The organism is Pseudomonas entomophila L48 (assembly GCF_000026105.1).
Taxonomy (GTDB): domain Bacteria; phylum Pseudomonadota; class Gammaproteobacteria; order Pseudomonadales; family Pseudomonadaceae; genus Aquipseudomonas; species Aquipseudomonas entomophila.
This window is the reverse complement of the sequence record NC_008027.1, coordinates 4,749,211-4,773,452: the sequence shown is the minus strand read 5'-3', so window position 1 is coordinate 4,773,452 and position 24,242 is coordinate 4,749,211. Positions and strand designations below refer to the sequence as shown.

At 64.0% G+C, this 24,242-nt stretch carries 24 protein-coding genes; 13 read left to right on the top strand and 11 right to left on the bottom strand.

The annotated features are described in order from the left end of the window. Positions 1–36: 36 nt before the first annotated feature. Positions 37–1,677 (top strand): chaperonin GroEL, encoded by a 1,641-nt coding sequence (gene groL, locus PSEEN_RS20665; protein ID WP_011535514.1) that lies wholly within the window; start codon positions 37–39, stop codon positions 1,675–1,677. Between the two features lie 110 nt (positions 1,678–1,787). On the opposite strand, the gene PSEEN_RS20660 is transcribed toward groL, so the two are convergent. Then, a complete protein-coding gene (locus PSEEN_RS20660) occupies positions 1,788–2,516 on the bottom strand; it encodes a phosphatase PAP2 family protein (RefSeq protein WP_011535513.1) in 729 nt (242 codons plus the stop codon). Positions 2,517–2,697: 181 nt separating this feature from the next. Here PSEEN_RS20660 and colR point away from each other — a divergent pair, with 181 nt between their 5' ends. The 9 genes from colR to PSEEN_RS20615 all read left to right on the top strand — a co-directional run bounded on the left by colR (position 2,698) and on the right by PSEEN_RS20615 (position 9,553). Continuing rightward, a complete protein-coding gene (colR, locus tag PSEEN_RS20655; protein WP_011535512.1) occupies positions 2,698–3,381 on the top strand; it encodes a two-component system response regulator ColR in 684 nt (227 codons plus the stop codon). Further along, entirely contained in the window at positions 3,371–4,699 is a 1,329-nt protein-coding gene (locus PSEEN_RS20650) for a sensor histidine kinase (protein ID WP_011535511.1), read from the top strand. The genes colR and PSEEN_RS20650 overlap by 11 nt, the downstream gene beginning before the upstream one ends. Positions 4,700–4,806: 107 nt before the next feature. Next, positions 4,807–5,487 (top strand): class I SAM-dependent methyltransferase, encoded by a 681-nt coding sequence (locus PSEEN_RS20645; protein WP_011535510.1) that lies wholly within the window; start codon positions 4,807–4,809, stop codon positions 5,485–5,487. Positions 5,488–5,493: 6 nt separating this feature from the next. After that, on the top strand, positions 5,494–6,195 hold the full coding sequence (locus tag PSEEN_RS20640) for a lipopolysaccharide kinase InaA family protein (RefSeq protein WP_011535509.1): 702 nt from the start codon (positions 5,494–5,496) through the stop codon (positions 6,193–6,195). Beyond that, positions 6,192–6,425, top strand: a complete 234-nt coding sequence (locus PSEEN_RS20635; protein ID WP_011535508.1) for a hypothetical protein — start codon at positions 6,192–6,194, stop codon at positions 6,423–6,425. The genes PSEEN_RS20640 and PSEEN_RS20635 overlap by 4 nt, the downstream gene beginning before the upstream one ends. A 298-nt stretch (positions 6,426–6,723) precedes the next feature. Beyond that, positions 6,724–7,371 (top strand): FadR/GntR family transcriptional regulator, encoded by a 648-nt coding sequence (locus PSEEN_RS20630; protein ID WP_011535507.1) that lies wholly within the window; start codon positions 6,724–6,726, stop codon positions 7,369–7,371. Between the two features lie 13 nt (positions 7,372–7,384). Then, positions 7,385–8,659: a CynX/NimT family MFS transporter gene (locus PSEEN_RS20625; protein ID WP_011535506.1), complete on the top strand. Its 1,275-nt coding sequence runs from the start codon at positions 7,385–7,387 to the stop codon at positions 8,657–8,659. A gap of 95 nt (positions 8,660–8,754) precedes the next feature. Further along, positions 8,755–9,213 carry a nuclear transport factor 2 family protein gene (locus PSEEN_RS20620; RefSeq protein ID WP_011535505.1) on the top strand — a complete coding sequence of 153 codons (459 nt, stop codon included), beginning with the start codon at positions 8,755–8,757 and terminating at the stop codon, positions 9,211–9,213. A 43-nt stretch (positions 9,214–9,256) separates the two neighbouring features. After that, positions 9,257–9,553, top strand: a complete 297-nt coding sequence (locus tag PSEEN_RS20615) for a GIY-YIG nuclease family protein (protein ID WP_011535504.1) — start codon at positions 9,257–9,259, stop codon at positions 9,551–9,553. A gap of 151 nt (positions 9,554–9,704) precedes the next feature. Here the strand turns inward: PSEEN_RS20615 and yejK are convergent, their stop codons facing one another. Then, on the bottom strand, positions 9,705–10,712 hold the full coding sequence (gene yejK / locus PSEEN_RS20610; protein WP_011535503.1) for a nucleoid-associated protein YejK: 1,008 nt from the start codon (positions 10,710–10,712) through the stop codon (positions 9,705–9,707). Positions 10,713–11,104: 392 nt separating this feature from the next. Between yejK and PSEEN_RS20605 the strand changes: the two genes are divergently transcribed. Then, positions 11,105–11,386 (top strand): HU family DNA-binding protein, encoded by a 282-nt coding sequence (locus tag PSEEN_RS20605; protein ID WP_011535502.1) that lies wholly within the window; start codon positions 11,105–11,107, stop codon positions 11,384–11,386. Positions 11,387–11,436: 50 nt separating this feature from the next. Here PSEEN_RS20605 and rlmF read toward each other — a convergent pair whose 3' ends face one another. From rlmF to PSEEN_RS20580, 5 genes are all read right to left on the bottom strand, one after another. Further along, positions 11,437–12,387: a 23S rRNA (adenine(1618)-N(6))-methyltransferase RlmF gene (rlmF, locus tag PSEEN_RS20600; RefSeq protein WP_011535501.1), complete on the bottom strand. Its 951-nt coding sequence runs from the start codon at positions 12,385–12,387 to the stop codon at positions 11,437–11,439. A gap of 162 nt (positions 12,388–12,549) precedes the next feature. Beyond that, on the bottom strand, positions 12,550–15,396 hold the full coding sequence (locus PSEEN_RS20595; protein WP_011535500.1) for a valine--tRNA ligase: 2,847 nt from the start codon (positions 15,394–15,396) through the stop codon (positions 12,550–12,552). Between the two features lie 152 nt (positions 15,397–15,548). Beyond that, positions 15,549–15,920: a hypothetical protein gene (locus PSEEN_RS20590; RefSeq protein ID WP_011535499.1), complete on the bottom strand. Its 372-nt coding sequence runs from the start codon at positions 15,918–15,920 to the stop codon at positions 15,549–15,551. Between the two features lie 5 nt (positions 15,921–15,925). Beyond that, on the bottom strand, positions 15,926–16,354 hold the full coding sequence (locus PSEEN_RS20585; protein ID WP_011535498.1) for a DNA polymerase III subunit chi: 429 nt from the start codon (positions 16,352–16,354) through the stop codon (positions 15,926–15,928). A gap of 48 nt (positions 16,355–16,402) precedes the next feature. Continuing rightward, positions 16,403–17,896, bottom strand: a complete 1,494-nt coding sequence (locus tag PSEEN_RS20580; protein WP_011535497.1) for a leucyl aminopeptidase — start codon at positions 17,894–17,896, stop codon at positions 16,403–16,405. A gap of 289 nt (positions 17,897–18,185) precedes the next feature. Here PSEEN_RS20580 and lptF point away from each other — a divergent pair, with 289 nt between their 5' ends. Together lptF and lptG are read left to right on the top strand one after the other, a co-directional pair. Beyond that, on the top strand, positions 18,186–19,301 hold the full coding sequence (gene lptF, locus PSEEN_RS20575; RefSeq protein WP_011535496.1) for an LPS export ABC transporter permease LptF: 1,116 nt from the start codon (positions 18,186–18,188) through the stop codon (positions 19,299–19,301). Next, positions 19,294–20,355 carry an LPS export ABC transporter permease LptG gene (gene lptG / locus PSEEN_RS20570; protein ID WP_011535495.1) on the top strand — a complete coding sequence of 354 codons (1,062 nt, stop codon included), beginning with the start codon at positions 19,294–19,296 and terminating at the stop codon, positions 20,353–20,355. The genes lptF and lptG overlap by 8 nt, the downstream gene beginning before the upstream one ends. Before the next feature lie 138 nt (positions 20,356–20,493). On the opposite strand, the gene PSEEN_RS20565 is transcribed toward lptG, so the two are convergent. The 4 genes from PSEEN_RS20565 to PSEEN_RS20550 form a co-directional block, all read right to left on the bottom strand. After that, complete coding sequence (locus PSEEN_RS20565; RefSeq protein ID WP_011535494.1) at positions 20,494–20,982, bottom strand: RDD family protein; 489 nt, start codon at positions 20,980–20,982, stop codon at positions 20,494–20,496. A 97-nt stretch (positions 20,983–21,079) separates the two neighbouring features. Next, the gene (locus PSEEN_RS20560) at positions 21,080–21,289 is read right to left on the bottom strand and encodes a cold-shock protein (RefSeq protein ID WP_011535493.1); all 210 of its coding nucleotides are present in this window, start codon (positions 21,287–21,289) and stop codon (positions 21,080–21,082) included. Positions 21,290–21,636: 347 nt separating this feature from the next. Then, entirely contained in the window at positions 21,637–22,758 is a 1,122-nt protein-coding gene (gene gcvT, locus PSEEN_RS20555) for a glycine cleavage system aminomethyltransferase GcvT (protein WP_011535492.1), read from the bottom strand. Positions 22,759–22,784: 26 nt separating this feature from the next. Then, on the bottom strand, positions 22,785–24,161 hold the full coding sequence (locus PSEEN_RS20550; RefSeq protein ID WP_011535491.1) for an L-serine ammonia-lyase: 1,377 nt from the start codon (positions 24,159–24,161) through the stop codon (positions 22,785–22,787). Positions 24,162–24,242: the final 81 nt, after the last annotated feature.

Below are 24,242 nucleotides of genomic sequence, written 5' to 3'. Positions count from 1 at the left end.
CCCGTTATTCCAAAGAATTCCAAGGATTAAACGATCATGGCTGCTAAAGACGTAAAATTCGGCGATTCCGCCCGTAAGAAAATGCTGGTTGGTGTCAACGTTCTGGCTGACGCGGTAAAAGCGACCCTGGGCCCGAAAGGCCGCAACGTGGTCCTGGCCAAGAGCTTCGGCGCGCCGACCATCACCAAGGACGGCGTTTCCGTCGCCAAAGAGATCGAGCTCAAAGACGCCTTCGAGAACATGGGCGCCCAGCTGGTCAAGGAAGTTGCCTCCAAGGCCAACGACGCTGCCGGTGACGGCACCACCACCGCCACCGTACTGGCCCAGGCCATCGTCAACGAAGGCCTGAAAGCCGTCGCTGCCGGCATGAACCCGATGGACCTGAAGCGCGGCATCGACAAGGCTACCGCCGCCATCGTCGCCGAGCTGAAGAACCTGTCCAAGCCATGCGCCGACTCCAAGGCCATCGCCCAGGTAGGCACCATCTCCGCCAACTCCGACAACTCCATCGGTGAAATCATCGCCGAAGCCATGGAAAAAGTCGGTAAAGAAGGCGTGATCACCGTTGAAGAAGGCTCGGGCCTGGAAAACGAACTGTCCGTCGTAGAAGGCATGCAGTTCGACCGCGGCTACCTGTCGCCGTACTTCGTCAACAAGCCGGACACCATGGTTGCCGAGCTGGAAGGCCCGCTGCTGCTGTTGGTCGACAAGAAGATCTCCAACATCCGCGAACTGCTGCCAGTGCTGGAAGCCGTTGCCAAGGCCGGCCGTCCGCTGCTGATCGTTGCCGAAGACGTCGAGGGCGAAGCCCTGGCGACCCTGGTCGTCAACAACATGCGCGGCATCGTCAAGGTTGCAGCGGTCAAGGCTCCTGGCTTCGGCGACCGCCGCAAGGCCATGCTGCAGGACATCGCCACCCTGACCGGCGGCCAGGTCATCTCCGAGGAAATCGGCCTGTCCCTGGAAACCGCCACCCTGGAGCACCTGGGTAACGCCAAGCGCGTCATCCTGTCCAAGGAAAACACCACCATCATCGACGGCGCTGGCGCCGACGGCGACATCGAAGCACGCGTCAAGCAGATCCGTGCCCAGATCGAAGAAACCTCTTCGGACTACGACCGTGAGAAGCTGCAAGAGCGTCTGGCCAAACTGGCTGGCGGTGTTGCCGTGATCAAGGTCGGTGCTGGCACCGAAGTCGAGATGAAAGAGAAGAAAGCCCGCGTTGAAGACGCCCTGCACGCCACCCGCGCAGCCGTCGAAGAAGGCGTGGTGCCTGGCGGTGGTGTTGCCCTGGTTCGCGCCCTGGCTGCCATTGCCGACCTCAAAGGCGACAATGAAGAGCAGAACGTCGGTATCGCCCTGCTGCGTCGCGCCGTCGAAGCGCCGCTGCGCCAGATCACTGCCAACGCAGGCGACGAGCCAAGCGTTGTCGCTGACAAGGTCAAGCAAGGTTCGGGTAACTTCGGTTACAACGCCGCTACCGGCGAGTACGGCGACATGATCGAGATGGGCATCCTGGACCCAGCCAAGGTCACCCGTTCGGCCCTGCAAGCCGCAGCTTCGATCGGTGGTCTGATGATCACCACCGAAGCCATGGTTGCCGACCTGCCGGAAGACAAGCCAGCTGCTGGCATGCCTGACATGGGCGGCATGGGTGGCATGGGCGGCATGATGTAAGCCAGCCTTACCCCCTGCTACAAAAAAAGCCCCGCCTAGTGCGGGGCTTTTTGTTGGCGTCCAACCCATCGCGGATGAATCCGCCCCTGTAGGAGCGGATTCATCCGCGATCAGGCAACGCTGTTCTGAGGTGCTGCCGCAACCGTCACTCCCCGGCGATACAACACCAGGTAATACGACCCCAACCCGATCAACCAGCAGAACACCGCCGTCCACAGGTTGTGCGACAAAAAGTGCGCCCCCTGCATCATCCGCCCGACCGACAACACCGAGCCGGCCACGAATGCCAGCGTCAGGGCCGCCCGCGCCAGGCGCGGACGCCGGTCGCGCAGCATGAAGAACAGGCCAAACAGGCAGAAACCGGTTGCCGCATGGCCACCCGGCCAGCACAGCCCGGGTTTGTCGGTGGGCGGGCGCGGCTCCAGCAGCTTGCTGTAGGTTTCCTTGCCTCCGTACTGGGTCAGGCTCCAGGGGCACTGCACCTGGGTCACCTTCTTCAAGGGCGTGACAAAGGCCGTCGACAGCCCCAGCGCCAGCACCAGGCAGCCCAGTTCGCGGCGCCAGCCGCACAGCCGTTTCCAGAAGAAACTCGCGGCGAACCCGGCCACGGCGATCAGCCCGAAGGCGATCACCCCTTGCTTGACGCGGTCGTGCAGCACGGTTTCCAGCAGATAGCTGTGACGGCCGATGAACTCACCGGCGGCCTGGTCGAAGAACAGGTCGGCCACGTCCAGGTCCAGCGAGGTCCACTCGAGCAGGATCAGGGTCACGGCCGTGATGAAAGGGATACCCAGGTACAGCCACGGGTTGATCGGGCGAGGGCGGAGGGTTTCCGGCATGACAGCTCCAGAGGACTGAAAAAGACCGGGCATTGTCGGGCGCCCGCTATCCTGTGTCCGTGAAGGATCAGTGAAAAATCTGTCAAGTTCGGCGATTTCTGCTCGGGGCTGGTACGACGCTGGCGATGGCCTTAAGCTGCGCCTGCCGCGCCGCGAGCAAAGCGCCGCACAGGAGAACCCGATGCGCATTCTGTTGGTTGAAGACAACCGCGATATCCTGGCCAACCTGGCCGACTACCTCGGTATGAAGGGCTATACCGTCGACTGCGCCCAGGACGGTCTTTCCGGCCTGCACCTGGCCGCCACCGAGCACTACGACCTGATCGTGCTCGACATCATGCTCCCGGGCATCGATGGCTACACCCTGTGCAAGCGCCTGCGCGAGGATGCGCGCCGCGATACACCGGTGATCATGCTCACTGCCCGCGATCAACTGGACGACCGTCTGCAAGGGTTCCGCTCCGGCGCCGACGATTACCTGCTCAAGCCGTTCGCCCTGTCCGAACTGGCCGCGCGCATCGAAGCGGTGCTGCGCCGTGCCCAGGGAGGCGGTCGTCGCACGCTGCAGGTCGCCGACCTGAGCTACGACCTCGACACGCTGGAAGTCACCCGCCAGGGCCGCCTGCTCAAGCTCAACCCTGTTGGCCTGAAGCTGTTGGCCGTGTTGATGCAAAAGAGCCCCCACGTGTTGCGCCGCGAAGTGCTGGAGGAAGCCCTGTGGGGCGATGACTGCCCGGACAGTGACAGCCTGCGCAGCCATGTCCACCAGCTGCGCCAGGTGATCGACAAACCGTTCGACAAAGCCCTGCTGCATACCGTCCATGGCGTCGGCTATCGCCTCGCCGAGGGCCGCGATGGAGTTTAAGCAGAGCCTTGCCCAGCGCATCATCATCGCCTTTGCCTTGATGAGCGCGCTGGTGGCCGGGGCGTTCGCTTTCGGCATCGTCGCCACCGTCCATCTGGTCGAGGAGCGTTTGATCTCGTCGGTGCTCGGCGGTGACCTGCAGCGCCTGCTGCGCATGGACAGCGTCAGCGATTGGAGCCATCGCCCGCGCCCGGACCAGTTGTTCTACTTCAGCGGTGGGCGCGATGACTTCGAGCTGCCCAAGGACCTGCGTCACCTCGATGCGGGCTTCCATGAAGTGTTCCGCGACCAGCTGTCGTATCACGCCATGGTCGAAATCGTCGATGGACGGCGTTATGTATTGCTGCAGGACCAGAGCGATTTCGAGGAGCGCGAGCGGGTACTGTTCGCGGTGGTGGTGGTGGGTTTCGTGCTCAGCCTGGCACTGGCGGTGATCCTCGGTTGGCTGCTGGCCCGCAGGGTGATGGCGCCGGTGATCCGGCTGGCCCGTCAGGTCCGTCATCGTGACCAACTGCTTGGGTTGGCGCCGCCCTTGGCGCCGGATTATGCCGCGGACGAGGTCGGCCAACTGGCGGTGGCGTTTGACGACACCCTGGGACGTCTGCGCGATGCGCTGACCCGCGAGCGGCTGTTCACCAGTGATGTCAGCCATGAACTGCGTACACCGCTGATGGTGCTGGCCACCTCCTGTGAACTGTTGATGGAGAACCCAAACCTGGACAGCCGTTCGCGCAGCCAGGTCGAGCGTATCGCCCGGGCTACGGAGGAGATGCGCGAGTTGGTCAAGACCTTCCTCATGCTTGCCCGTGCCCAGCGTGATGAAGGTGCGGTGGCGTCCCGTGCGACCCTGCGCGAAGTCGGCGATGACCTGACCGGCGTATGGCGCGACACTATCGAGCAGAAAGGCCTGGCACTGCACTACGATGGCCGCGCCGCTGCCAGCCAGGTGTTGTACAACGCCACGTTCCTGCAATCGGTGATGGGCAACCTGTTGCGCAACGCCGCCCACTACACCGACAGTGGCTACATTCGCTTGAGCCTCGAGCCCGCAGGTTTCAGTGTCGAGGACAGCGGCGTGGGGATCCCCGAGGAAGAGCGCGAAGCGATGTTCCGGCCGTTCGTGCGGGGCGACGAGCGTCGTGGAGAAGGGCTGGGGTTGGGCCTGTCGCTGGTTCAACGCATCTGCGATGACCAGGGTTGGCGGGTCACCCTGACCACGACGCTGCCCCATGGCTGCCGTTTCCAGGTGGACCTGAGCCAAGGGAAAACGGCGAATCTGGATACGGATGGCGGCGAACAGGCATCGATCACTGATTAACTTCTTGTAACATCTGTGTTTTACGCTGACAGATTTTTCACATCCGCATGACCTGACGCCAACGCTTGCCTACCTAAGGTGGGCGCATTGGAGTCAGGAGATGCCCGATGCGAAGCCCTATCAAACTCGAATTTTCCGACAAGTACGACCGGGATCATGCCCAGGAGTATTTTCGCAAGCACCAGGATGGCCTTGCCCGTCGTCTGTCCCACCAGCGCGATGAACAACTGGCACGTCGTGCGCTGACATTGGCGGGTGAGCCTGGCCTGGTCCTGGACCTGCCTTGTGGTGCTGGGCGCTTCTGGCCGTTGCTGGCGGAAAAACCCAATCGCGTGATCATTGGTGCCGACAATTCCGCGGCGATGATCGAGACAGCGTGTGCGGCGCAACCGCCAGAGGTGGTGGCACGGGTACGGCCTTTGCAGACATCGGCATTTGCTATTGATCTGCCGGACAATTCGGTGGACAGCATCTTCTGCATGCGCTTGTTCCACCATATCGGCGATCCTCTTCATCGACAGACTATTCTTTCGGAATTTCAACGAGTTAGCCGCGATAGCGTTATCTTGTCACTGTGGGTGGATGGGAACTTCAAGGCATGGCGGCGCAGAAAGCTGGAAGCACGGCGTAGCCAGCGGGCGGAGCAGGACAGCTACCAGAACCGTTTTGTGTTACCAGCGGCTACAGTAGAAGAAGAATTTGTTGCAGCCGGATTCAGAATTCAGGAACGACTCGACTTCCTGCCGTTCTATGCCATGTGGCGAGTGTACGTATTGCGCAAAGGGTAGGTATTGATGGCAGTGGCCCAGAGAGAGACCAGGCAGTTCGATTATTACTGGCAGCAGCAAGGGGAGTGGGTCGAGGAGCCCAATCAGCGGCGTGGTGGCGAGAGCGGTGTGCAACGGTTGTCCACGGACACTGGGCAGACCCTCTATGCCAAGCGTCAGGTCGGCCATATCTACCGCAGCCTGCTGCACCCGTTTGGTCGGCCCACGGTCTTGCGCGAGCTTGATGCGCTGAACAGCTTCGAGCAACTGGGTGTGCGCGTGCCTCGAATTGTCTACGCCGGTGCCGAGCGTGATGCCGATCATCAGTGGCGGGCCTTGCTGGTCAGCGAGGCGCTGGACGGTTTCGTCGAGCTCGACGCCTGGCATGCCGACGGTGCCCGCGAGCGGTATCCGCAAGCGGTGCATGAGCGCATGCTCAAGGACCTGGCCGACAATCTGGCGCGCATGCACCTGGGGCACTGGCAGCATGGCTGCCTGTACGGCAAGCATGTATTCGTGAAGGTGATCGGCGAGGGTGAACAGGCCCGTGTCGAGGTTGCGCTGCTCGACCTGGAGAAGTGCCGGCGGCGTATCCGTTGCCAGCGTGCGGCGTACAACGACTTGCGTCAGCTTCGTCGCCATTCGTCGTTGAACGAGGCGGAGTGGCGCAGCCTGCTCTATTTTTACCAGATGGCGTTTGGCAGCGCTGTCAAAGGGTTAGAGCAATGAAACTCGAAATCGCTCGAGCTTTGTTTTTCGTCGGGGCGCTGGGGGTCACCACGGTGGCTGCGGCTGCCTGGGAGCAACCCAGGCCGATGGTGTTCAGCAAGGCCGAGGTGGGTGAGGCTTGCCCGTTGCCGCGGGTGGTGGTCAAACCCGGGCAGGCGCGGGTCGAGCCGGACCATGATTTGTTGTTGTTTCTGTTTGGGATGAGGCAGGGGTTGCGGCCTTTTGGCTGAGGTCCTGTTGGATGCAGGCGTCAGGGTTTTCAGGTTGTTCGACGTAAACGTTGCAGCGCCTGTGAGATCGAGCGCCGCCCGTGCGGCGCATCGCCGATGAATCCGCTCCTACCCTGTTGCAACGTGCTCCTGTTTGTCCAACGTGGCGCCACCCGCCTGTAGGAGCGGATTCATCCGCGATGCGCCGCGCGGCGGCGCTCGACCTCCCACCTCAGAACCTCCACCCCTTGTCCCACCCCCCAAAAAAACGCTATCGTCCAACGTCGCGACAAATTCATCCGATGATTGGACGTAATGCATGTCCCCCCTGATCAAACGCTCCCTGGTCGAGCAAGCCGTCGACCAGCTCCGCGAGCGCATCGCCAAGGGCACCTGGTCGATAGGCCAGCGCCTGCCCACCGAGCCCGAGCTGGCCAGTGACCTGGGCATCAGCCGCAACACCGTCCGAGAAGCCATGCGTGTGCTGGCCTTCAGCGGCCTGGTGGAGATCCGCCAGGGCGACGGCAGCTACTTGCGCACGGCTCAGGACCCACTGCAGGCCGTCCAGGCGATGTCCCGCTGCACCCTGGAGCATGCTCGCGAAACCCGCCACATCCTCGAAGCCGAAGCCATCGCCCTGGCCGCCCTGCGCCGCAACGAAGAAGACCTGCGCGACCTGCGCCAGGCCCTGCAGCACAGCGCGGGCCATTTTCACGGCGACCTGGATACCTACGTCGCCTGCGACCTGGTGTTCCATCAACGCCTGGTCGACGCCGCCCACAACCCGGCGCTCAGCGAGCTGTACCGCTACTTCTCCGGTGTGGTGGCCGCCACCCTGCAGCACAACATGGGTGGCGTTCCACGCAGCCAGGCCGTGCTCGACCTGCACTGGGACATCCTCGACGCCATCGAACAACGCGATCCGCAGCGGGCCAAGCGCCTGAGCCGGACCCTTATCGAATCCTGACAGGGACAAGGTCATGCAACAGACCCGCAATACTCACCCCCGCGAAGCGGAACTCGACGAACTGCTGATCGACGCCGAAGCTGATGACGAGCAGGTCCAGCAGCAGACGCCAGCGGTACACCGCCCTTGGTTACTGTTGCTCGGGCTGGTGCTGGTGGCGCTGAACCTGCGCCCGGCGCTGTCGAGCATGGCGCCGGTGCTTGGCCAGGTCGCCGAAGGGCTGGGGCTCAATGCTTCGCAGGCCGGCCTGCTGACCACGCTGCCGGTGTTGTGCCTGGGGCTGTTCGCGCCGCTGGCGCCCATCCTTGCACGGCGCTTCGGTAGCGAACGGGTGATCCTCGGCATCCTTCTCACCCTGGCACTGGGCATCCTCGTACGCAGTACGCTGGGGGTGGCCGGCGTTTTCCTCGGCAGCCTGATGGCGGGGGCGAGTATCGGCATCATCGGCGTCTTGTTGCCGGGCATCGTCAAACGCGATTTCCCCCGGCATGCTGGCGCCCTGACGGGGGTCTACACCATGGCCTTGTGCCTGGGGGCGGCCATGGCTGCGGGGGCGACCGTGCCGCTGGCGCAGCATTTTGACGGTAGTTGGGCGGTGGGCCTGGGCGTCTGGATGTTGCCTGCGTTGCTGGCGATGCTGATGTGGCTGCCCCAGGCCCGACAGGGCCATGGCCTGCACAAGGTGGCCTATCGCGTGCGCGGCCTGTGGCGCGATCCGCTGGCCTGGCAGGTGACCCTGTACATGGGGCTGCAATCGTCGCTGGCCTATATCGTGTTCGGCTGGTTGCCGTCGATCCTGATCGGGCGTGGCTTGAGCCCTACCGAAGCCGGGTTGGTGCTGTCCGGTTCGGTGATCGTGCAACTGGCAAGCTCATTGAGCGCGCCCTGGCTGGCGACCCGTGGCAAGGATCAGCGCTTGGCCATCGTGGTGGTGATGCTGGTAACCCTCGCAGGGTTGTTCGGTTGCCTGTACGCGCCCGTCGAAGGGCTATGGGGCTGGGCGGTGGTACTCGGGCTGGGGCAGGGCGGTACCTTCGCCCTGGCGTTGACCCTGATCGTGCTGCGTTCGAAGGACGCCCACGTGGCTGCCAACCTGTCGAGCATGGCCCAAGGGGTGGGGTATACGTTGGCGTCGATGGGGCCGTTCGCCGTGGGGCTGGTGCATGACCTCACGGGAGGCTGGAGCGCAGTCGGGTGGATCTTCGCGGTGCTGGGCGCCGGCGCGATCCTGTTCGGGCTTGGCGCCGGGCGGGCGCTGCATGTCGGGGTCGTCAGCGAGAAACTCTGAAGCGGGCCTGCCCACCATTCATGGCGCAAATGGAGATGGCGCCATGGCTGGGCTGGGATTATCGTGCGGTTTTCGACCCGAGCACGGACCAGCCCATGAGCGACGCCAACAGCGCCCTGATCACCCGTTTCTACCAGGCCTTCCAGCGCCTGGATGCCGAGGCCATGGTGGCCTGCTACAGCGACGATATCGTCTTCAGCGACCCGGTTTTCGGCACCTTGCGTGGCCAGGACGCCGGTGACATGTGGCGCATGCTCACCTCCCGCGCCAAGGACTTTACCCTCACCTTCGACAATGTCCGCAGCGACGGTGCGCATTGGGTCGCGACCTATCTGTTCAGCCAGACCGGCCGTGTGGTGGTCAACGACATCCAGGCGCGCTTCGTGATCCACGACGGGCTGATCTGCCAGCATGACGACAGTTTCGACCTGTGGCGCTGGGCGCGCCAGGCGTTGGGCATGCCCGGTGTGCTGTTGGGCTGGACGCCGATGCTGCAGAACAAGGTGCGTCAGCAAGCGTTCAAAGGCTTGCGTGCATTCCAGCAGGCCCGTTGAGCGGGTAAGCTGGCGGCCATCCTCAGCTGTATTGAATCGAGCCGTGAGCGAGACACCTATCACCCCCGAGTGCAAGCCCTGGTACGTGTACCTGGTGCGGGCCGCCAATGGCTCGCTGTACTGCGGTATCAGTGACGATCCGCAGCGGCGCTTCATCAAGCACCAGAAGGGCCAGGGGGCGAGGTACTTCAAGACCAGCCCGGCGCAGGCGCTGGTGTACGTGGAGCAGTGGCCGGACAAGGGCGAGGCGCTGCGCCAGGAGCGCTTGGTCAAGAAGCTGCGCAAGTCGGCGAAGGAGGCGTTGGTCGCCTCGTTCGCCGGTGCGCAGAAGACCGTGTAGGAGCCAGCCTTGCTGGCGAACGAGGCCCGCGCCGTGGCAAGGCTGCGCCTTGCATTCGTTGTAGGAGTGGCTTCAGCCACGATGCAGGCGACGCGGTGGATGGCACCGGCGTTGCCGGTGTTCGCGGCTGAAGCCGCTCCTACGGGTGTAATCAGTCCTTGCGCCGTTTCAACTGGTCGATCAGTTGAGTCGGCAGGCCCTTGATCACCAGCGTGCCGGCCTCCTCGTCATACTCCACCTTCGAGCCCAGCAAATGCGCCTCGAAGCTGATCGACAGGCCTTCGGCGCGCCCGGTGAAACGACGGAACTGGTTGAGGGTGCGTTTGTCCGCCGGGATCTCCGGTGACAGCCCGTAGTCGCTGTTGCGGATGTGGTCGTAGAACGCCTCGGGGCGGTCCTCGTCGATCAGGCTGGACAGCTCCTCGAGCGTCACCGGCTCGCCCAGCTTGGTCTGGGTGGTGGCGTAGTCGACCAGGGTCTGGGTCTTTTCTCGGGCAGACTCTTCCGGAAGGTCCTCTTTTTCGACGAAGTCGCTGAACGCCTTGAGCAAGGTGCGGGTCTCGCCCGGGCCATCGACCCCTTCCTGGCAGCCGATGAAGTCGCGGAAGTAATCCGAGACCTTCTTGCCATTCTTGCCCTTGATGAACGAGATGTACTGCTTCGAGTTCTGGTTGTTCTTCCACTCGGACAGGTTGACCCGCGCTGCCAGATGCAACTGGCCGAGGTCGAGGTGGCGCGACGGGGTGACGTCGAGCTCGGCGTTCACCGCCACGCCTTCGCTGTGGTGCAGCAGGGCGATGGCCAGGTACTCGGTCATGCCTTGCTGGTAGTGGGCGAACAGCACGTGGCCGCCGGTGGAGAGGTTGGATTCCTCCATCAGCTTCTGCAGGTGCTCGATGGCGACGCGGCTGAAGGTGGCGAAGTCCTTTTCCTCGTCCAGGTACTGCTTGAGCCAGCCACTGAACGGGTAGGCGCCGGATTCGCCGTGGAACAAGCCCCAGGCTTTGCCTTGTTTGGCGTTGTAGCTGTCGTTGAGGTCGGCCAGGAGGTTTTCGATGGCGTCGGACGCTGCCAGTTCGCTGTCGCGGGCATGGAGCACGGCGGGGCTGCCATCGGGCTTCTTGTCGATCAGGTGAACGATGCAATGACGGATTGGCATGGAAATCTCGGTGGTGTGGGCGGGGGAAAGCCGCGCTGCAAAAGTCGCTCAGTTTACCTCAGGGCAGGGGTGATGCAGTGGCCAGATGTTGGCGGAAATGCCAGTTGTTCGTTTTTTGTTCATTTTTTTGCGATTTTTCCGAAAACCCCCGAAAAACCTGCACAAAATCAATGTCGACAGCGGATATTTATCGATTCCTGTGGTAGCTTTGCGCGGTCTTGCGCCCCTTGTGTGGCGCATTGCTGGCAGCACGTTTGCGGGGTGTCGAACCAAACGCCGATTTGCGCATCTACATACGCGATCGACGCGGCCTCTGGATTGTCCCGGGCTGGCCCGACCACCGACCAAGCACGCTGCACAACCACTGAATTTGATAGGGAAGGAACATCACCATGGCACTGACCAAAGACCAACTGATTGCCGATATCGCCGAATCCATCGACGCGCCGAAAACCACCGCGCGCGCTGCCCTGGAGCAACTGGGCCAGATCGTCGCCGACCAACTGGAAAACGGCGCTGAAATCACCCTGCCAGGCATCGGCAAGCTGAAAGTCTCCGAGCGTCCTGCCCGTACCGGCCGCAACCCTTCGACTGGCGCCGCCATCGAAATCGCTGCCAAGAAAGTCGTCAAGTTCGTTCCAGCCAAAGTGCTGACCGACTCGATCAACAAGTAATTGTTGATGCGTTGACGAAACCGCGCCCGGCTTGCCCGGGCGCGGTTTTTTCATGCCTGTGATTTACGCCGGGCATGCCATGCCTGGCGGGCCGCGTCGTCGTGGAAGCTCCAGGCGACCATCCGGCTCTGCTTCTGGCCCTGGCCCATCTCGACGATGCGCAGGGCTTTCACGCCGGCCTTCTTCAAGGCTGCCTCGATGCCCGGCAGGTTGCTGGCCTTCGATACCAGGCTGGTGAACCACAGCACCTGTTCGGCGTACTGCACGCTTTCGCCGACCAGTTGGCTGACGAAGCGGATCTCGCCGCCTTCGCACCACAGCTCGTTGTTCTGCCCGCCAAAATTCAGCACCGGCAACTTGCGCTTGGGGTCCTGCTTGCCGAGGTTCTTCCACTTGCGTTGGCTGCCGCGGGTGGCTTCCTCGCGTGAGGCGTGGAAGGGCGGGTTGCACAAGGTCACGTCGAAGCGCTCGTCCGCCTGCAGGAGCCCGGCGAGGATGTGCTTGGGCTGGGTTTGCTGACGCAAGCCGATGGCCTTGTCGAGCTTGTTGGCCTGGACGATGGCCTTGGCCGAGGCCAGGGCGGTGGTGTCGATGTCCGAGCCGAGGAAGCGCCAGCGGTAGTCGCTGTGGCCCAGCAGGGGGTAGATGCAGTTGGCGCCGACACCGATGTCCAGGGCCCGCACCTGGGCGCCGCGGGGTACATCGCCGGCGTTGTCCTCGGCCAGCAGGTCGGCCAGCACGTGGATGTAGTCGGCGCGGCCGGGGATCGGCGGGCACAGGTAGTCGGCGGGGATGTCCCAGTGCTGGACACCGTACTGGGCCTTGAGCAGGGCACGGTTGAACACGCGCACGGCTTCGGGGTTGGCGAAGTCGATGCTGGGTTTGCCGTAGGGGTTGGTGATGGTGAAGCGGGCGAGATCCGGGTGCGCCTTGATCAGGGCGGGGAAATCGTAGCGGCCCTGGTGGCGGTTGCGGGGGTGCAGGGTGGGTTTGTCGGTCATGGTCGGATCCGGTGTTGCCGGCAGTGGGGCTGCTTTGCAGCCCTTTCGCGACACAAGGCCGCTCCCACAGGATAGTGGCGCCTTTCAAGTCGGCGCCGTCCTGTGGGAGCGGCCTTGTGTCGCGAAAGGGCCGCAACGCGGCCCCAGCGGTCTATCAGGTTGTTACAGCGCAGCGATCCGCGCATGCTGCTCGGTGAAGTTGGCCAGGGCCTGTTCCGACTCGGCCAGCTTGGCGCGCTCTTTCTCGATCACCGCAGGCGGGGCCTTGTCGACGAAGGCGGCGTTGGACAGCTTGCCGCCGACGCGCTGGACCTCGCCCTGCAGGCGCTGGATCTCCTTGCTCAGACGCGCCAGTTCGGCGTCCTTGTCGATCAGGCCGGCCATCGGTACCAGCACCTGCAGGTCACCCACCAGCGCGGTGGCCGACAGCGGCGCCTCGTCCTGCTCGCCGAGCACGGTGAAGGACTCGACCTTGGCCAGTTTCTTCAGCAGGGCTTCGTTTACCTGCAGGCGGCGCTGGTCGTCGGCGTTGGCATTCTTCAGGAACAGCGGCAGCGGCTTGCCCGGGCCGATGTTCATCTCGGCGCGGATGTTGCGCAGGCCGACCATCAGTTCTTTCAGCCACTCGATGTCGCCTTCGGCAGCGGCGTCGATGCGGCTTTCGTTCGCTTCAGGCCAAGGCTGCAGCATGATGGTCTTGCCTTCGATGCCGGCCAGCGGCGCGATGCGCTGCCAGATCTCTTCTGTGATGAACGGCATGAACGGGTGGGCCAGGCGCAGGGCGACTTCCAGTACGCGCACCAGGGTGCGACGGGTGCCGCGGGCGCGCTCGACCGGGGCGTTCTCGTCCCACAGCACGGGCTTGGAGAGCTCCAGGTACCAGTCGCAGTACTGGTTCCAGATGAACTCGTACAGCGCCTGGCTGGCCAGGTCGAAGCGGAACTGCTCGAGCTGGCGGGTCACCTCGGCTTCGGTGCGCTGCAACTGCGAGATGATCCAGCGGTCGGCCAGCGACAGCTCGTAGGCCTCGCCGTTCTGGCCGCAGTCCTCGCCCTTGTCCAGTACGTAGCGGGCGGCGTTCCAGATCTTGTTGCAGAAGTTGCGGTAACCTTCGACGCGGCCCATGTCGAACTTGATGTCGCGGCCGGTGGAAGCCAGCGAGCAGAAGGTGAAGCGCAGGGCGTCGGTGCCGTAGCTGGCGATGCCTTCCGGGAATTCGGCCTTGGTCTGCTTGGCGATCTTCTCGGCCAGCTTCGGTTGCATCATGCCGCTGGTGCGTTTTTCCAGCAGGGCGTCGAGGGTGATGCCGTCGACGATGTCCAGCGGGTCGAGGACGTTGCCCTTGGACTTGGACATCTTCTGGCCCTGGCCGTCGCGGACCAGGCCGTGCACGTACACGGTCTTGAACGGTACCTGCGGGGTGCCGTCCTCGTTCTTGATCAGGTGCATCGTCAGCATGATCATCCGGGCGACCCAGAAGAAGATGATGTCGAAGCCGGTGACCAGCACGTCGGTGGAGTGGAATTTCTTCAGGAACTCGGTCTGCTCCGGCCAGCCCAGGGTGGAGAAGGTCCACAGGCCCGAGCTGAACCAGGTGTCGAGCACGTCGTCATCCTGGCGCAGGACCACTTCGTTGCCCAGCTTGTGCTTGGCGCGCACTTCGGCCTCGTCGCGGCCAACATAGACCTGGCCGGCCTCGTCGTACCAGGCCGGGATACGGTGGCCCCACCACAGTTGGCGGCTGATGCACCAGTCCTGGATGTCACGCATCCAGGAGAAGTACATGTTCTCGTACTGTTTCGGGACGAACTGGATGCGGCCGTCTTCCACGGCAGCGATGGCAGGTTCGGCCAGTGGCTTGGTGGAGACGTACCACTGGTCGGTCAGCCACGGCTCGATGACGGTGCCGGAACGGTCACCTTTCGGGACTTTCAGGGCGTGGTCGTCGATGCTGACCAGCAGGCCTTGCGCGTCCAGGTCGGCGACCATCTGCTTGCGCGCGACGAAGCGGTCGAGGCCGGCGTACTGGGCCGGCAGCGAAGTGTCGATACCTTCGTTGACACTGCCGTCGAGGTTGAACGCCTGCACGGCAGCCAGCACGGTGGCGTTCTTGTCGAAGATATTGAGCAGCGGCAGGTTGTGGCGCTTGCCGACTTCATAGTCGTTGAAGTCGTGGGCCGGGGTGATCTTCACGCAGCCGGTGCCGAACTCGGGGTCGCAGTAGTCGTCGGCGACGATCGGGATGCGACGGCCGACCAGCGGCAGTTCGACGAACTTGCCGATCAGTGCCTGGTAGCGCTCGTCGGTCGGGTTGACGGCAACGGCGACGTCACCCAGCAGGGTTTCCGGACGGGTGGTGGCGACCACCAGGTGGTCCTTGCCTTCGGCGGTCTTGGCGCCGTCGGCCAGCGGGTAGCGCAGGTTCCACAGGTGGCCCTTCTCGTCGTGGTTCTCCACTTCGAGGTCGGAAATCGCCGTGTGCAGCTTGGTGTCCCAGTTGACCAGGCGCTTGCCGCGGTAGATCAGGCCGTCTTCGTGCAGGCGCACGAAGGCTTCCTTGACTGCTTCGGACAGGCCGTCGTCCATGGTGAAGCGCTCGCGGCTCCAGTCCACCGACGAGCCCAGGCGGCGGATCTGGCGGCTGATGTTGCCACCGGACTGATCCTTCCACTCCCAGACTTTTTCCAGGAACTTGTCGCGGCCCAGGTCATGGCGGTTCTGGCCTTTCGCCTCGAGCTGGCGCTCCACCAGCATCTGGGTGGCGATGCCGGCGTGGTCGGTGCCTGGTTGCCACAGGGTGTCGCGACCCTGCATGCGGCGGAAGCGGATCAGCGCGTCCATGATCGCGTTGTTGAACCCGTGGCCCATGTGCAGGCTGCCGGTCACGTTCGGCGGCGGGATCATGATGGTGTAGGACTCGCCTGCACCTTGTGGAGCGAAATAGTTCTCGGACTCCCAGGTGTTGTACCAGGAAGTTTCGATGGCGTGCGGCTGGTAGGTCTTATCCATGCGCGGCGGGACCCTTAGGCATTAATTCGGGAAAGCCGGGAAGTATAACCAACGTGGAGGCCGCAGGCGACAGGGGAGGGATGAGTGAGTTCGCCAGCAAGCTGGCTCCTACGGGGGATCCTGCGTAGGAGCCAGCTTGCTGGCGAACGGGATCACTCGGAACGCTTGAGCAAGCGCTCCAGGCGCGCATCGAGGCGGCGCTTGATCTCGGTCTCGATGTGCGGGGTGAAGTCGTTGATCACGTCCTGCATGATCAGTTGCGCGGCGGCGCGCAGTTCGGTGTCCAGGTGCAGCAGGGTGTCCTGGCGGCGAGCCTGGGCATCCTCTTCAGGCGCTTTCGCAGGCGCGGTCTCGACGACCGACGGTGCGGCGCTGGCGGGCTCGTCGAGCAACAGGGGAATCTGCTCCACCGTCTCGGTCAAAAGCGGTGGTTGCAGGTTGGCGTCTCCCAGCAGCTCGCGGATCGATTCGAGATCGTCGAGCAGGTGGGCGGAATGGGTGAGGGAAGTCAGCTGCTTGTCCATCGTCGTCAAAGTCGCTGTAAGCGGTGGTCTTGCAGAGCATAGCCCTGTTCGCGGTAGAAACGGAATCGCTCGCGTGCGGCCAGGCGGATGGTCGGCTCCTCCACGACGATCTCGGCGACCCGTTCGAACTGGCCGACGAACCCAGGGACGTCGCCGCCCAGGTTGATCAGCAGGTCGCGGTGCTCACCGGCGTCGTTGCCGAGCCCAAGGGCGACGCTGGCATCCTGGTGCGTTTCGGCGTGGTTGTGGGGGATGAAGGCTTCACCCTTGAACCGCCACAGGCGCTCGTCCAGGTCGAGGCGCTGGGCCTCGTCCTGACAGTGCAGGTAGACCCGGTGCCCCAGGCGCCAGGCTTTCTCGCAGAGTTTGCAGGCGAAATCCAGCCGCGCCGACAGCGAGTCGGTGGGCAGGATGTAGAAATCGACTTGGCTCATGGTTTGGTCTGCCGGCCGGTGGCACCAGGGCGCCACCGGCGTGGGGCATCAAGCGCCAGCGCGGTCCAGCAGGTATTGAGTCAGCAGCGGGACCGGGCGGCCCGAGGCGCCCTTGTCCTTGCCGCCGCTGATCCATGCGGTGCCGGCGATGTCCAGGTGGGCCCAGTTGTAAGCCTTGGCGAAGCGCGACAGGAAGCAGCCAGCGGTAATGGTGCCGGCCTTCGGGCCACCGATGTTGGCGATGTCGGCGAACGGGCTGTCCAGTTGCTCCTGGTACTCGTCGAACAGCGGCAGTTGCCAGGCGCGGTCGTCGGCGCGCTTGCCGGCGTCCAGCAGTTGGCCGACCAGCTCGTCGTTGTTGCCCATCAGGCCTGAGGTGTGGCTGCCCAGGGCGACGATGCAGGCGCCGGTCAGGGTGGCGATGTCGATCACCGCCTGTGGCTTGAAGCGCTCGGCGTAGGTGAGGGTGTCGCACAGCACCAGGCGGCCTTCGGCGTCGGTGTTGAGGATCTCGACGGTCTGCCCACTCATGGTGGTGACGATATCGCCTGGGCGGGTGGCGCCGCCGCTCGGCATGTTCTCGGCGCAGGCCAGCAGGCACACCAGGTTGATCGGCAGTTGCAGCTCGAGCACGGCGCGCAGGGTGCCGAACACGCTGGCGGCGCCGCACATGTCGTACTTCATCTCGTCCATGCCGGCACCGGGCTTGAGGCTGATGCCGCCAGTGTCGAAGGTGATGCCCTTGCCCACCAGCACGAACGGCTTCTCGCTTTTCTTGCCGCCCTGGTAGTTGAGCACGATCAGGCGTGGCGGCTGGTCGCTGCCCTGGCCCACGGCATAGAACGCGCCCATGCCCAGTTCCTTGATCTTCTTCTCGTCCAGCACCTCGACCTTGAGGCCTTTGTGCGCCTTGCCCAGGCCCTTGGCCTGTTCGGCCAGGAAGCTCGGGTGGCAGACGTTCGGCGGCAGGTTGCCCAGATCGCGGGTGAAGGCCATGCCGGTGGCGATGGCGCTGGCGTGCTTCACGGCGCGTTCGGCTTCGGCCAGGCCGGCCTTGTCAGCCAGCAGGGTGATCTTCTTCAGGGCGCGCGGTTCGGCTTTCTGGCTCTTGTAGCGGTCGAACACGTAGTCGCTGTCGAGCAGGGTCTCGGCCAGCAGGCGGTATTTGCCGTAGTGGCCGTCACGGCCGGTCACGGCGATATCGTCCAGGGCCAGCACCGCGTCGCTGCCGCCCAGGCCCTTGAGCACGCCGGCGACGCTGGCGGCCAGCTTGCGCCAGGCGCGGTCACCGAGCGCCTCGTCCTTGCCGCTGCCCACCAGCAGCACGCGCTCGGCCTTCAGGCCCGGAACGCTGTGCAGCAGCAGGGTCTGGCCCGGCTTGCCGGCCAGGTCGCCGCGCTTGAGCACGGCGCTGATGGCGCCTTCGCTGGCCAGGTCGACGGCCTTGGCGGTGGCACCGAGCTTGCGCCCTTCACCGACCGGTACGACCAAAGTGGCGGTCTTGACGGATACAGCGGCTACGCTTTTTACAACCAATTCCATGTCTGGGGTCCCCGAATGATCTGTCAGTGGGCGCTGTCTTTCGCAGGCGCTCGGATAACGCGGCTGGCGGCCGATGCCGGCCAGCGGAAAAGCTGCCAGTTTGAGCCTGCCGCGACCTCGATGACAACCCCGTCATGCGCCGTCATGCGCGGCCAAGTGACAGGCGCCGTCAATCACAGGATAATGCGCGCACTTTACATGGAGGTTCGCCCCGGCGAACCGGCATGGGTCTTGGCTGTCCGAATCGTTCGTTTGGCTTTCCGCCCCTGACAACCCAGGAGTGTCTGGTTTGATCGTCTTTCGTTATCTGTCCCGCGAGGTCCTGGTGACCTTGAGCGCCGTCAGCGCCGTGCTGTTGGTGATCATCATGAGCGGGCGCTTCATCAAATACCTGGCCCAGGCGGCCCAGGGCGTGCTCGATCCGGGCGTGCTGTTCATGATCATGGGCTTCCGCCTGCCGGGTTTCCTGCAGTTGATCCTGCCCCTGGGTCTGTTCCTCGGCATCCTGCTCGCCTATGGCCGGCTGTATCTCGAAAGCGAGATGACCGTGCTGTCGGCCACCGGCATGAGCCAGCAGCGCCTGCTGGCGATGACCCTGGCGCCGGCGGCGCTGGTCGCCCTGCTGGTGGCCTGGCTGAGCCTGAGCCTGGCGCCCCTGGGTGTTGCCCAGGTGCAGAAGATCATTGCCCAGCAGGATGCGCTCACCGAGTTCGACACCTTGGTGCCGGGCCGCTTCCAGACCCTGCGTGATGGCTCGCGGGTTACTTACACTGAGCAGCTGTCCGACGATCGCATCAACCTGGCGGGGGTGTTCATCTCCGAAAAACGCTTCAACCAGGACAAGACCAAGGACCGCGCACCGTCGGTGCTGGTCGCCGAGAAGGGCCACCAGGAAGTGCAGGCTGACGGCAACCGCTACCTGGTGCTGCAGAACGGCTACCGCTATGACGGCAACCCGGGCCAGGCCGACTACCGGGCGATCAAGTACGACACCTACGGCGTGCTGCTGCCCAAACCGGAGGTCGCCGAAGAGGTGACCGAGCGCGAGGCGATCCCGACCTCCGACCTGTTCGGCAACCCGGGCGTGCGCGAACGCGCCGAGCTGCAGTGGCGCCTGTCGCTGCCGCTGCTGGTGTTCGTCGTGACGCTGCTGGCGGTGCCGCTGTCCCGCGTCAACCCGCGCCAGGGCCGCTTCCTCAAACTGCTGCCGGCGATTCTTCTGTACATGGCCTATCTGACGATGTTGATTTCCGTGCGTGGCGCCCTGGAGAAAGGCAAGCTGCCGATCTCGCTGGGTATCTGGTGGGTCCATGGCCTGTTCCTGCTCATCGGCCTGGCGCTGATGTACTGGGAGCCGCTGCGTCTCAAGCGCGCCGCTCGCCGTGCGGAGGTGGCCCGTGGTTAAACTGGACCGCTACATCGGCCAGAGCGTGCTGCTGGCCATTCTCGCCGTGCTGGGCATCATTCTCGGCCTGGCTTCGTTGTTCGCCTTCATCGACGAGATGAGCGACCTGAGCGACACCTACACGGTGATGGACGCCGGCAGTTTCGTGCTGCTGACCGCACCACGCCGGCTCTACGACATGCTGCCGATGGCCGCGCTGATCGGCTGCCTGATCGGCCTGGGCAGCCTGGCCAGCAGCAGCGAGTTGACCATCATGCGCGCCGCCGGCGTGTCCATCGGCCGCATTGTCTGGGCGGTGATGAAACCCATGCTGGTGCTGATGCTGGTTGGTTTGCTGATCGGTGAGTACGTCGCCCCGGTGACCGAGAACAAGGCCCAGGCCGATCGTTCGCTGGCCCAGGGTGGTGGCGAGGCGCAGAGCTCCAAGCGCGGCATGTGGCATCGCCAGGGCGAAGAGTTCGTACACATCAACTCGGTGCAGCCCAACGGCCTGCTGCTGGGTGTGACCCGCTATCGCTTCGACGAGCAGCGCAAGATCCAGACTTCGAGCTTCGCCCGCAAGGCGCAGTACCATGAAGGCAAGTGGGTGTTGAATGATGTGGCCACCACCTACTTCCGTGGCGACCACACCGAAGTGGTCAAGGCGCCTGAAGAGGTGTGGGACGTTTCGGTGACCCCGGAACTGCTCAACACCGTGGTGCTGGCACCGGAGTCGCTGTCCATCACCGGGTTGTGGGACTACATCCACTACCTGTCCGACCAGGGCCTGAACAATTCCCGCTACTGGCTGGCGTTCTGGACCAAGGTCCTGCAGCCTGCGGTGACCGCGGCGCTGGTGCTGATGGCGATTTCCTTCATCTTCGGGCCGCTGCGTTCGGTAACCCTGGGCCAGCGAGTGTTCACCGGCGTGCTGGTGGGCTTCGTGTTCCGCATCGCGGGTGATCTGCTGGGGCCTTCGAGCCAGGTGTTCGGCTTCCCGCCGTTGCTGGCTGTGGTGATACCGGCAGGTATCTGTGCGTTGGCCGGTTTGTGGTTGATGCGCCGGGCGGGGTGATCCCGCCAAACGAAGAAGCCGACCTCAGGGTCGGCTTTTTTGTGCGCGATGGTTGCTTTTTGTAGGAGCCAGCTTGCTGGCTAACCGGGCCAGCAGGGGTTCGCCAGCAAGCTGGCTCCTACAGGGGGGCTGTGGCCACTATTTCTTGCGCTTGGGCAGGCGTACCAACTGTGTCTCGGAATAGATGTCATGCCAGCTGCGCTGGCGCTTGTCGATCATCGACCAGAAGAACCCCAGCCCCAGGCACAGCCACGAGGCGATCGACACCACGAAGCGCAGCAGCGCCTGCCACAGGCTGATGGCGCTGCCGTCGGCATTTTGCACGCGCACGCCCCACACCTGCATGCCCAGGGTCTGGCCGCCGTGGGTCCAGAACTTGGCGAAGAAGCCGAACAGGGCGAACAGCAGGATCGTCGACAGCAATGGGTCGCCATCCAGCGCGCCCGCTTCGGTGAGCTCGCGCATGCGCGCTTCGCCGATGATCGCCATCTGGATCATCTTGTAAGCCCCGGCGGTGACGATCAGCAGGGCGGTGCACAGCAGGAAGTCATAGAACATGGCGGCCAGGCGCCGGCCCAGGCCGACCGGTGGGAAGTCACCCTGAGGGTTGAGCAGAGGCTTGGACATGCAGGACGGCTCCAGATGGCAAAGGCCCATTCTAGGGAATTGCGCGCACAAAAAAGCCCCTGTGGGTCAACACAGGGGCTTTTTTGTGGAAGTCAGATCACTGAGGAATGACTTCGTCGGCTTGCATGCCCTTTTGGCCTTGCACAGCAACGAAGGTCACTTTCTGGCCTTCTTTCAGGCTCTTGAAGCCGTTGCCTTGGATAGCGCGGAAGTGGACGAACAGATCCGGACCGCTCTCTGGGGTGATGAAGCCGTAACCTTTCTCGTCATTGAACCACTTGACGGTACCGTTCTGACGCTCAGCCATTGTCTTATTTCCTATGAAACTTGAATTTTGATGACAGTTTCTTTCACGCTTTTGTAAGTGAAAGATTACTGGGCTGGGTTGCAGGAAAGTAAGAGACGTCGAACGGGTTGTAGCGGATTGCGGCTACTGGCCCAGGTCACGAACTGTTGCGACCCATGCAAACACAGTGCAGTGACTCTACGCCAACTCCTGAGCGAAAAACAAGCCCTTCCGGCGGGTGAAAATCAGGCTTTTCCCGATAACCGAACGATTTGTCGGAAACGGCGTGGCGCCTGGCCTGGCGCTATGTTCAGAAGTTATTGGACAGGTTCGAAAACGAATATGTCGGACCTGTCCAAAACACTCATTCAGCCACGGTAGTAACGCTGTGCCACGAAAGGCATTTTGCTGACTTTCAGGGCTACTTGCTTGCCACGGACCAAGGCAAACAGCTCGGTATCCAGTGCGGCATGTTCGCTATCGACATAAGCCATGGCCACCGGGGCGCCGAGCGTCGGGCCGAAGCCGCCGCTGCACACTTCGCCGACCACCTTGCCCGCTTGGTCGACGATCTGCGCGCCCTCACGCACAGGCGTGCGTTCCTGGGGCAGCAGGCCGACCCGCTTGCGTGCCACGCCAGCCTGTTGCTGGGCGAACACGGTGTCGGCGCCAGGGAAGCCGCCAGCGCGCGTGCCATCGGCGCGGCGAACCTTGGAGATGGCCCACAACAGGCTGGCTTCGATCGGGGTGGTGGTGGTGTCCATGTCGTGGCCGTACAGGCACAAGCCGGCCTCCAGGCGCAGCGAGTCGCGGGCGCCCAGGCCGATCGGCTGGACTTCAGGCTCGGCCAGCAGGCGGCGGGCCAGGGCTTCGGCGGCGGCGGCCGGCACCGAGATCTCGTAGCCGTCCTCGCCGGTGTAGCCTGAGCGGCTGACGAAGCAGTCGTTGCCCAGCAGGGTGATCGGGCGGAACTGCATGAAGGTCATGCCGGCCACTTCCGGGGCCAGGCGTTCCAGCACCTTGACTGCCGCCGGGCCTTGCAGGGCGAGCAGGGCGCGCGCTTCGAACAGCGGCTGGATCTCGCAGCGATCACCGATATGCTTGCGCAGGTGCGCCAGGTCCTGCTCTTTGCAGGCGGCGTTGACCACCAGGAACAGGGTGTCGTCACCCAGGTTGGCGACCATCAGGTCGTCGAGGATGCCGCCCTGCGGGTTGGTGAACATGGCATAGCGCTGCATGCCCACCGGCAGGTCGACGATATCGACCGGTACCAGCGTCTCCAGGGCGCGGGCGGCATCGTTGCCGCGCAGGATGATCTGGCCCATGTGCGAGACATCGAACAGGCCGGCCTGCTCGCGGGTGTGCAAGTGCTCCTTGAGCACGCCCAGCGGGTACTGCACGGGCATGTCGTAGCCGGCGAACGGCACCATGCGCGCGCCCAGTTCCAGGTGCAGGGCGTGCAGCGGGGTCTTGTGCAGTGTTTCGGACATCGGTGACTCCTCGTTTTTTATTCGGGTCAACATTCGATGATGTTGACGGCCAGACCGCCGCGGGCGGTCTCCTTGTATTTGCTTTTCATGTCGGCGCCGGTCTGGCGCATGGTGCGGATGACCTTGTCGAGGGAGACGTAGTGCTGCCCGTCGCCGCGCAGGGCCATGCGCACCGCGTTGATCGCTTTCACCGAGCCCATGGCGTTGCGCTCGATGCAAGGCACCTGGACCAGCCCGCCGATGGGGTCGCAGGTCAGGCCCAGGTTGTGTTCCATGCCGATCTCGGCGGCGTTCTCCACCTGCTGCGGGGTACCGCCCATCACTTCGCACAGGGCACCGGCGGCCATCGAACAGGCCACGCCCACCTCACCCTGGCAGCCGACCTCGGCGCCGGAGATCGAGGCGTTTTCCTTGTAGAGGATGCCGATGGCCGCCGCCGTGAGCAGGAAGCGCACCACGCCGTCTTCGCTGGCGCCGGGGACGAAGCGCATGTAGTAGTGCAGCACCGCCGGGACGATGCCGGCCGCGCCGTTGGTCGGCGCGGTGACCACGCGGCCGCCGTAGGCGTTTTCCTCGTTCACCGCCAGGGCATAGAGGTTGACCCAGTCGAGCACCGACAGCGCATCGCGCAGGCTCGCCTCCGGATGGCGGCTGAGCTGGCGATAGAGCGCCGGCGCCCGGCGCTTGACCTTGAGCCCGCCGGGCAGGATGCCCTCGTGGCGGCAGCCGGCCTCGACGCAGTCCTGCATCACCTGCCAGATGCGCAGCAGGCCGGCACGGGTCTCGGCTTCCGGGCGCCAGGCGGCTTCGTTGGCCAGCATCACCTGGCTGAACGACAGGTGCTGCGCGGTGCAATGGCCGAGCAGTTCCTTGCCGGTCTTGAACGGGTAGGGCAGCACGGTGCTGTCCTCGACGATGCGGTCATGGCCCGCCGCGTCCTCGTCGACCACGAAGCCGCCGCCCACCGAGTAGTACTCGCGGCTGCGGATCTGCAGCCCGGCCTGGTCGAAGGCGCGGAAGATCATGCCGTTGGGGTGGTAGTCCAGCGGCTTGCGGATCATCGCCAGGTGCTGCTTCTCGACGAAGACGATGTCGTGCTCGCCGAGCAGGCGCAGGTGGCCGCTGTCGCGGATCGCCTGCAGGCGGGCGGGGATGGACTCGGTGTCGACGGTATCGGGGTGTTCGCCTTCGAGGCCCAGCAGCACGGCCTTGTCGCTGCCGTGGCCCTTGCCGGTGGCGCCCAGCGAGCCGTACAGCTCGGCCTTGACGCTGACCGTGCTGGCCAGCAGGCCGTCACGGCGCAGCCCTTCGGCGAAGCGCGCGGCGGCGCGCATCGGGCCGACCGTGTGCGAGCTGGAGGGGCCGATGCCGATCTTGAACAGGTCGAAGACGCTCAGGGACATGTGGTACTCCTGACGATTTTGGGGCTGCTGCGCAGCCCATCGCGACGCAAGGCCGCTCCCACAAGAGCGGCGTCGTCCCTG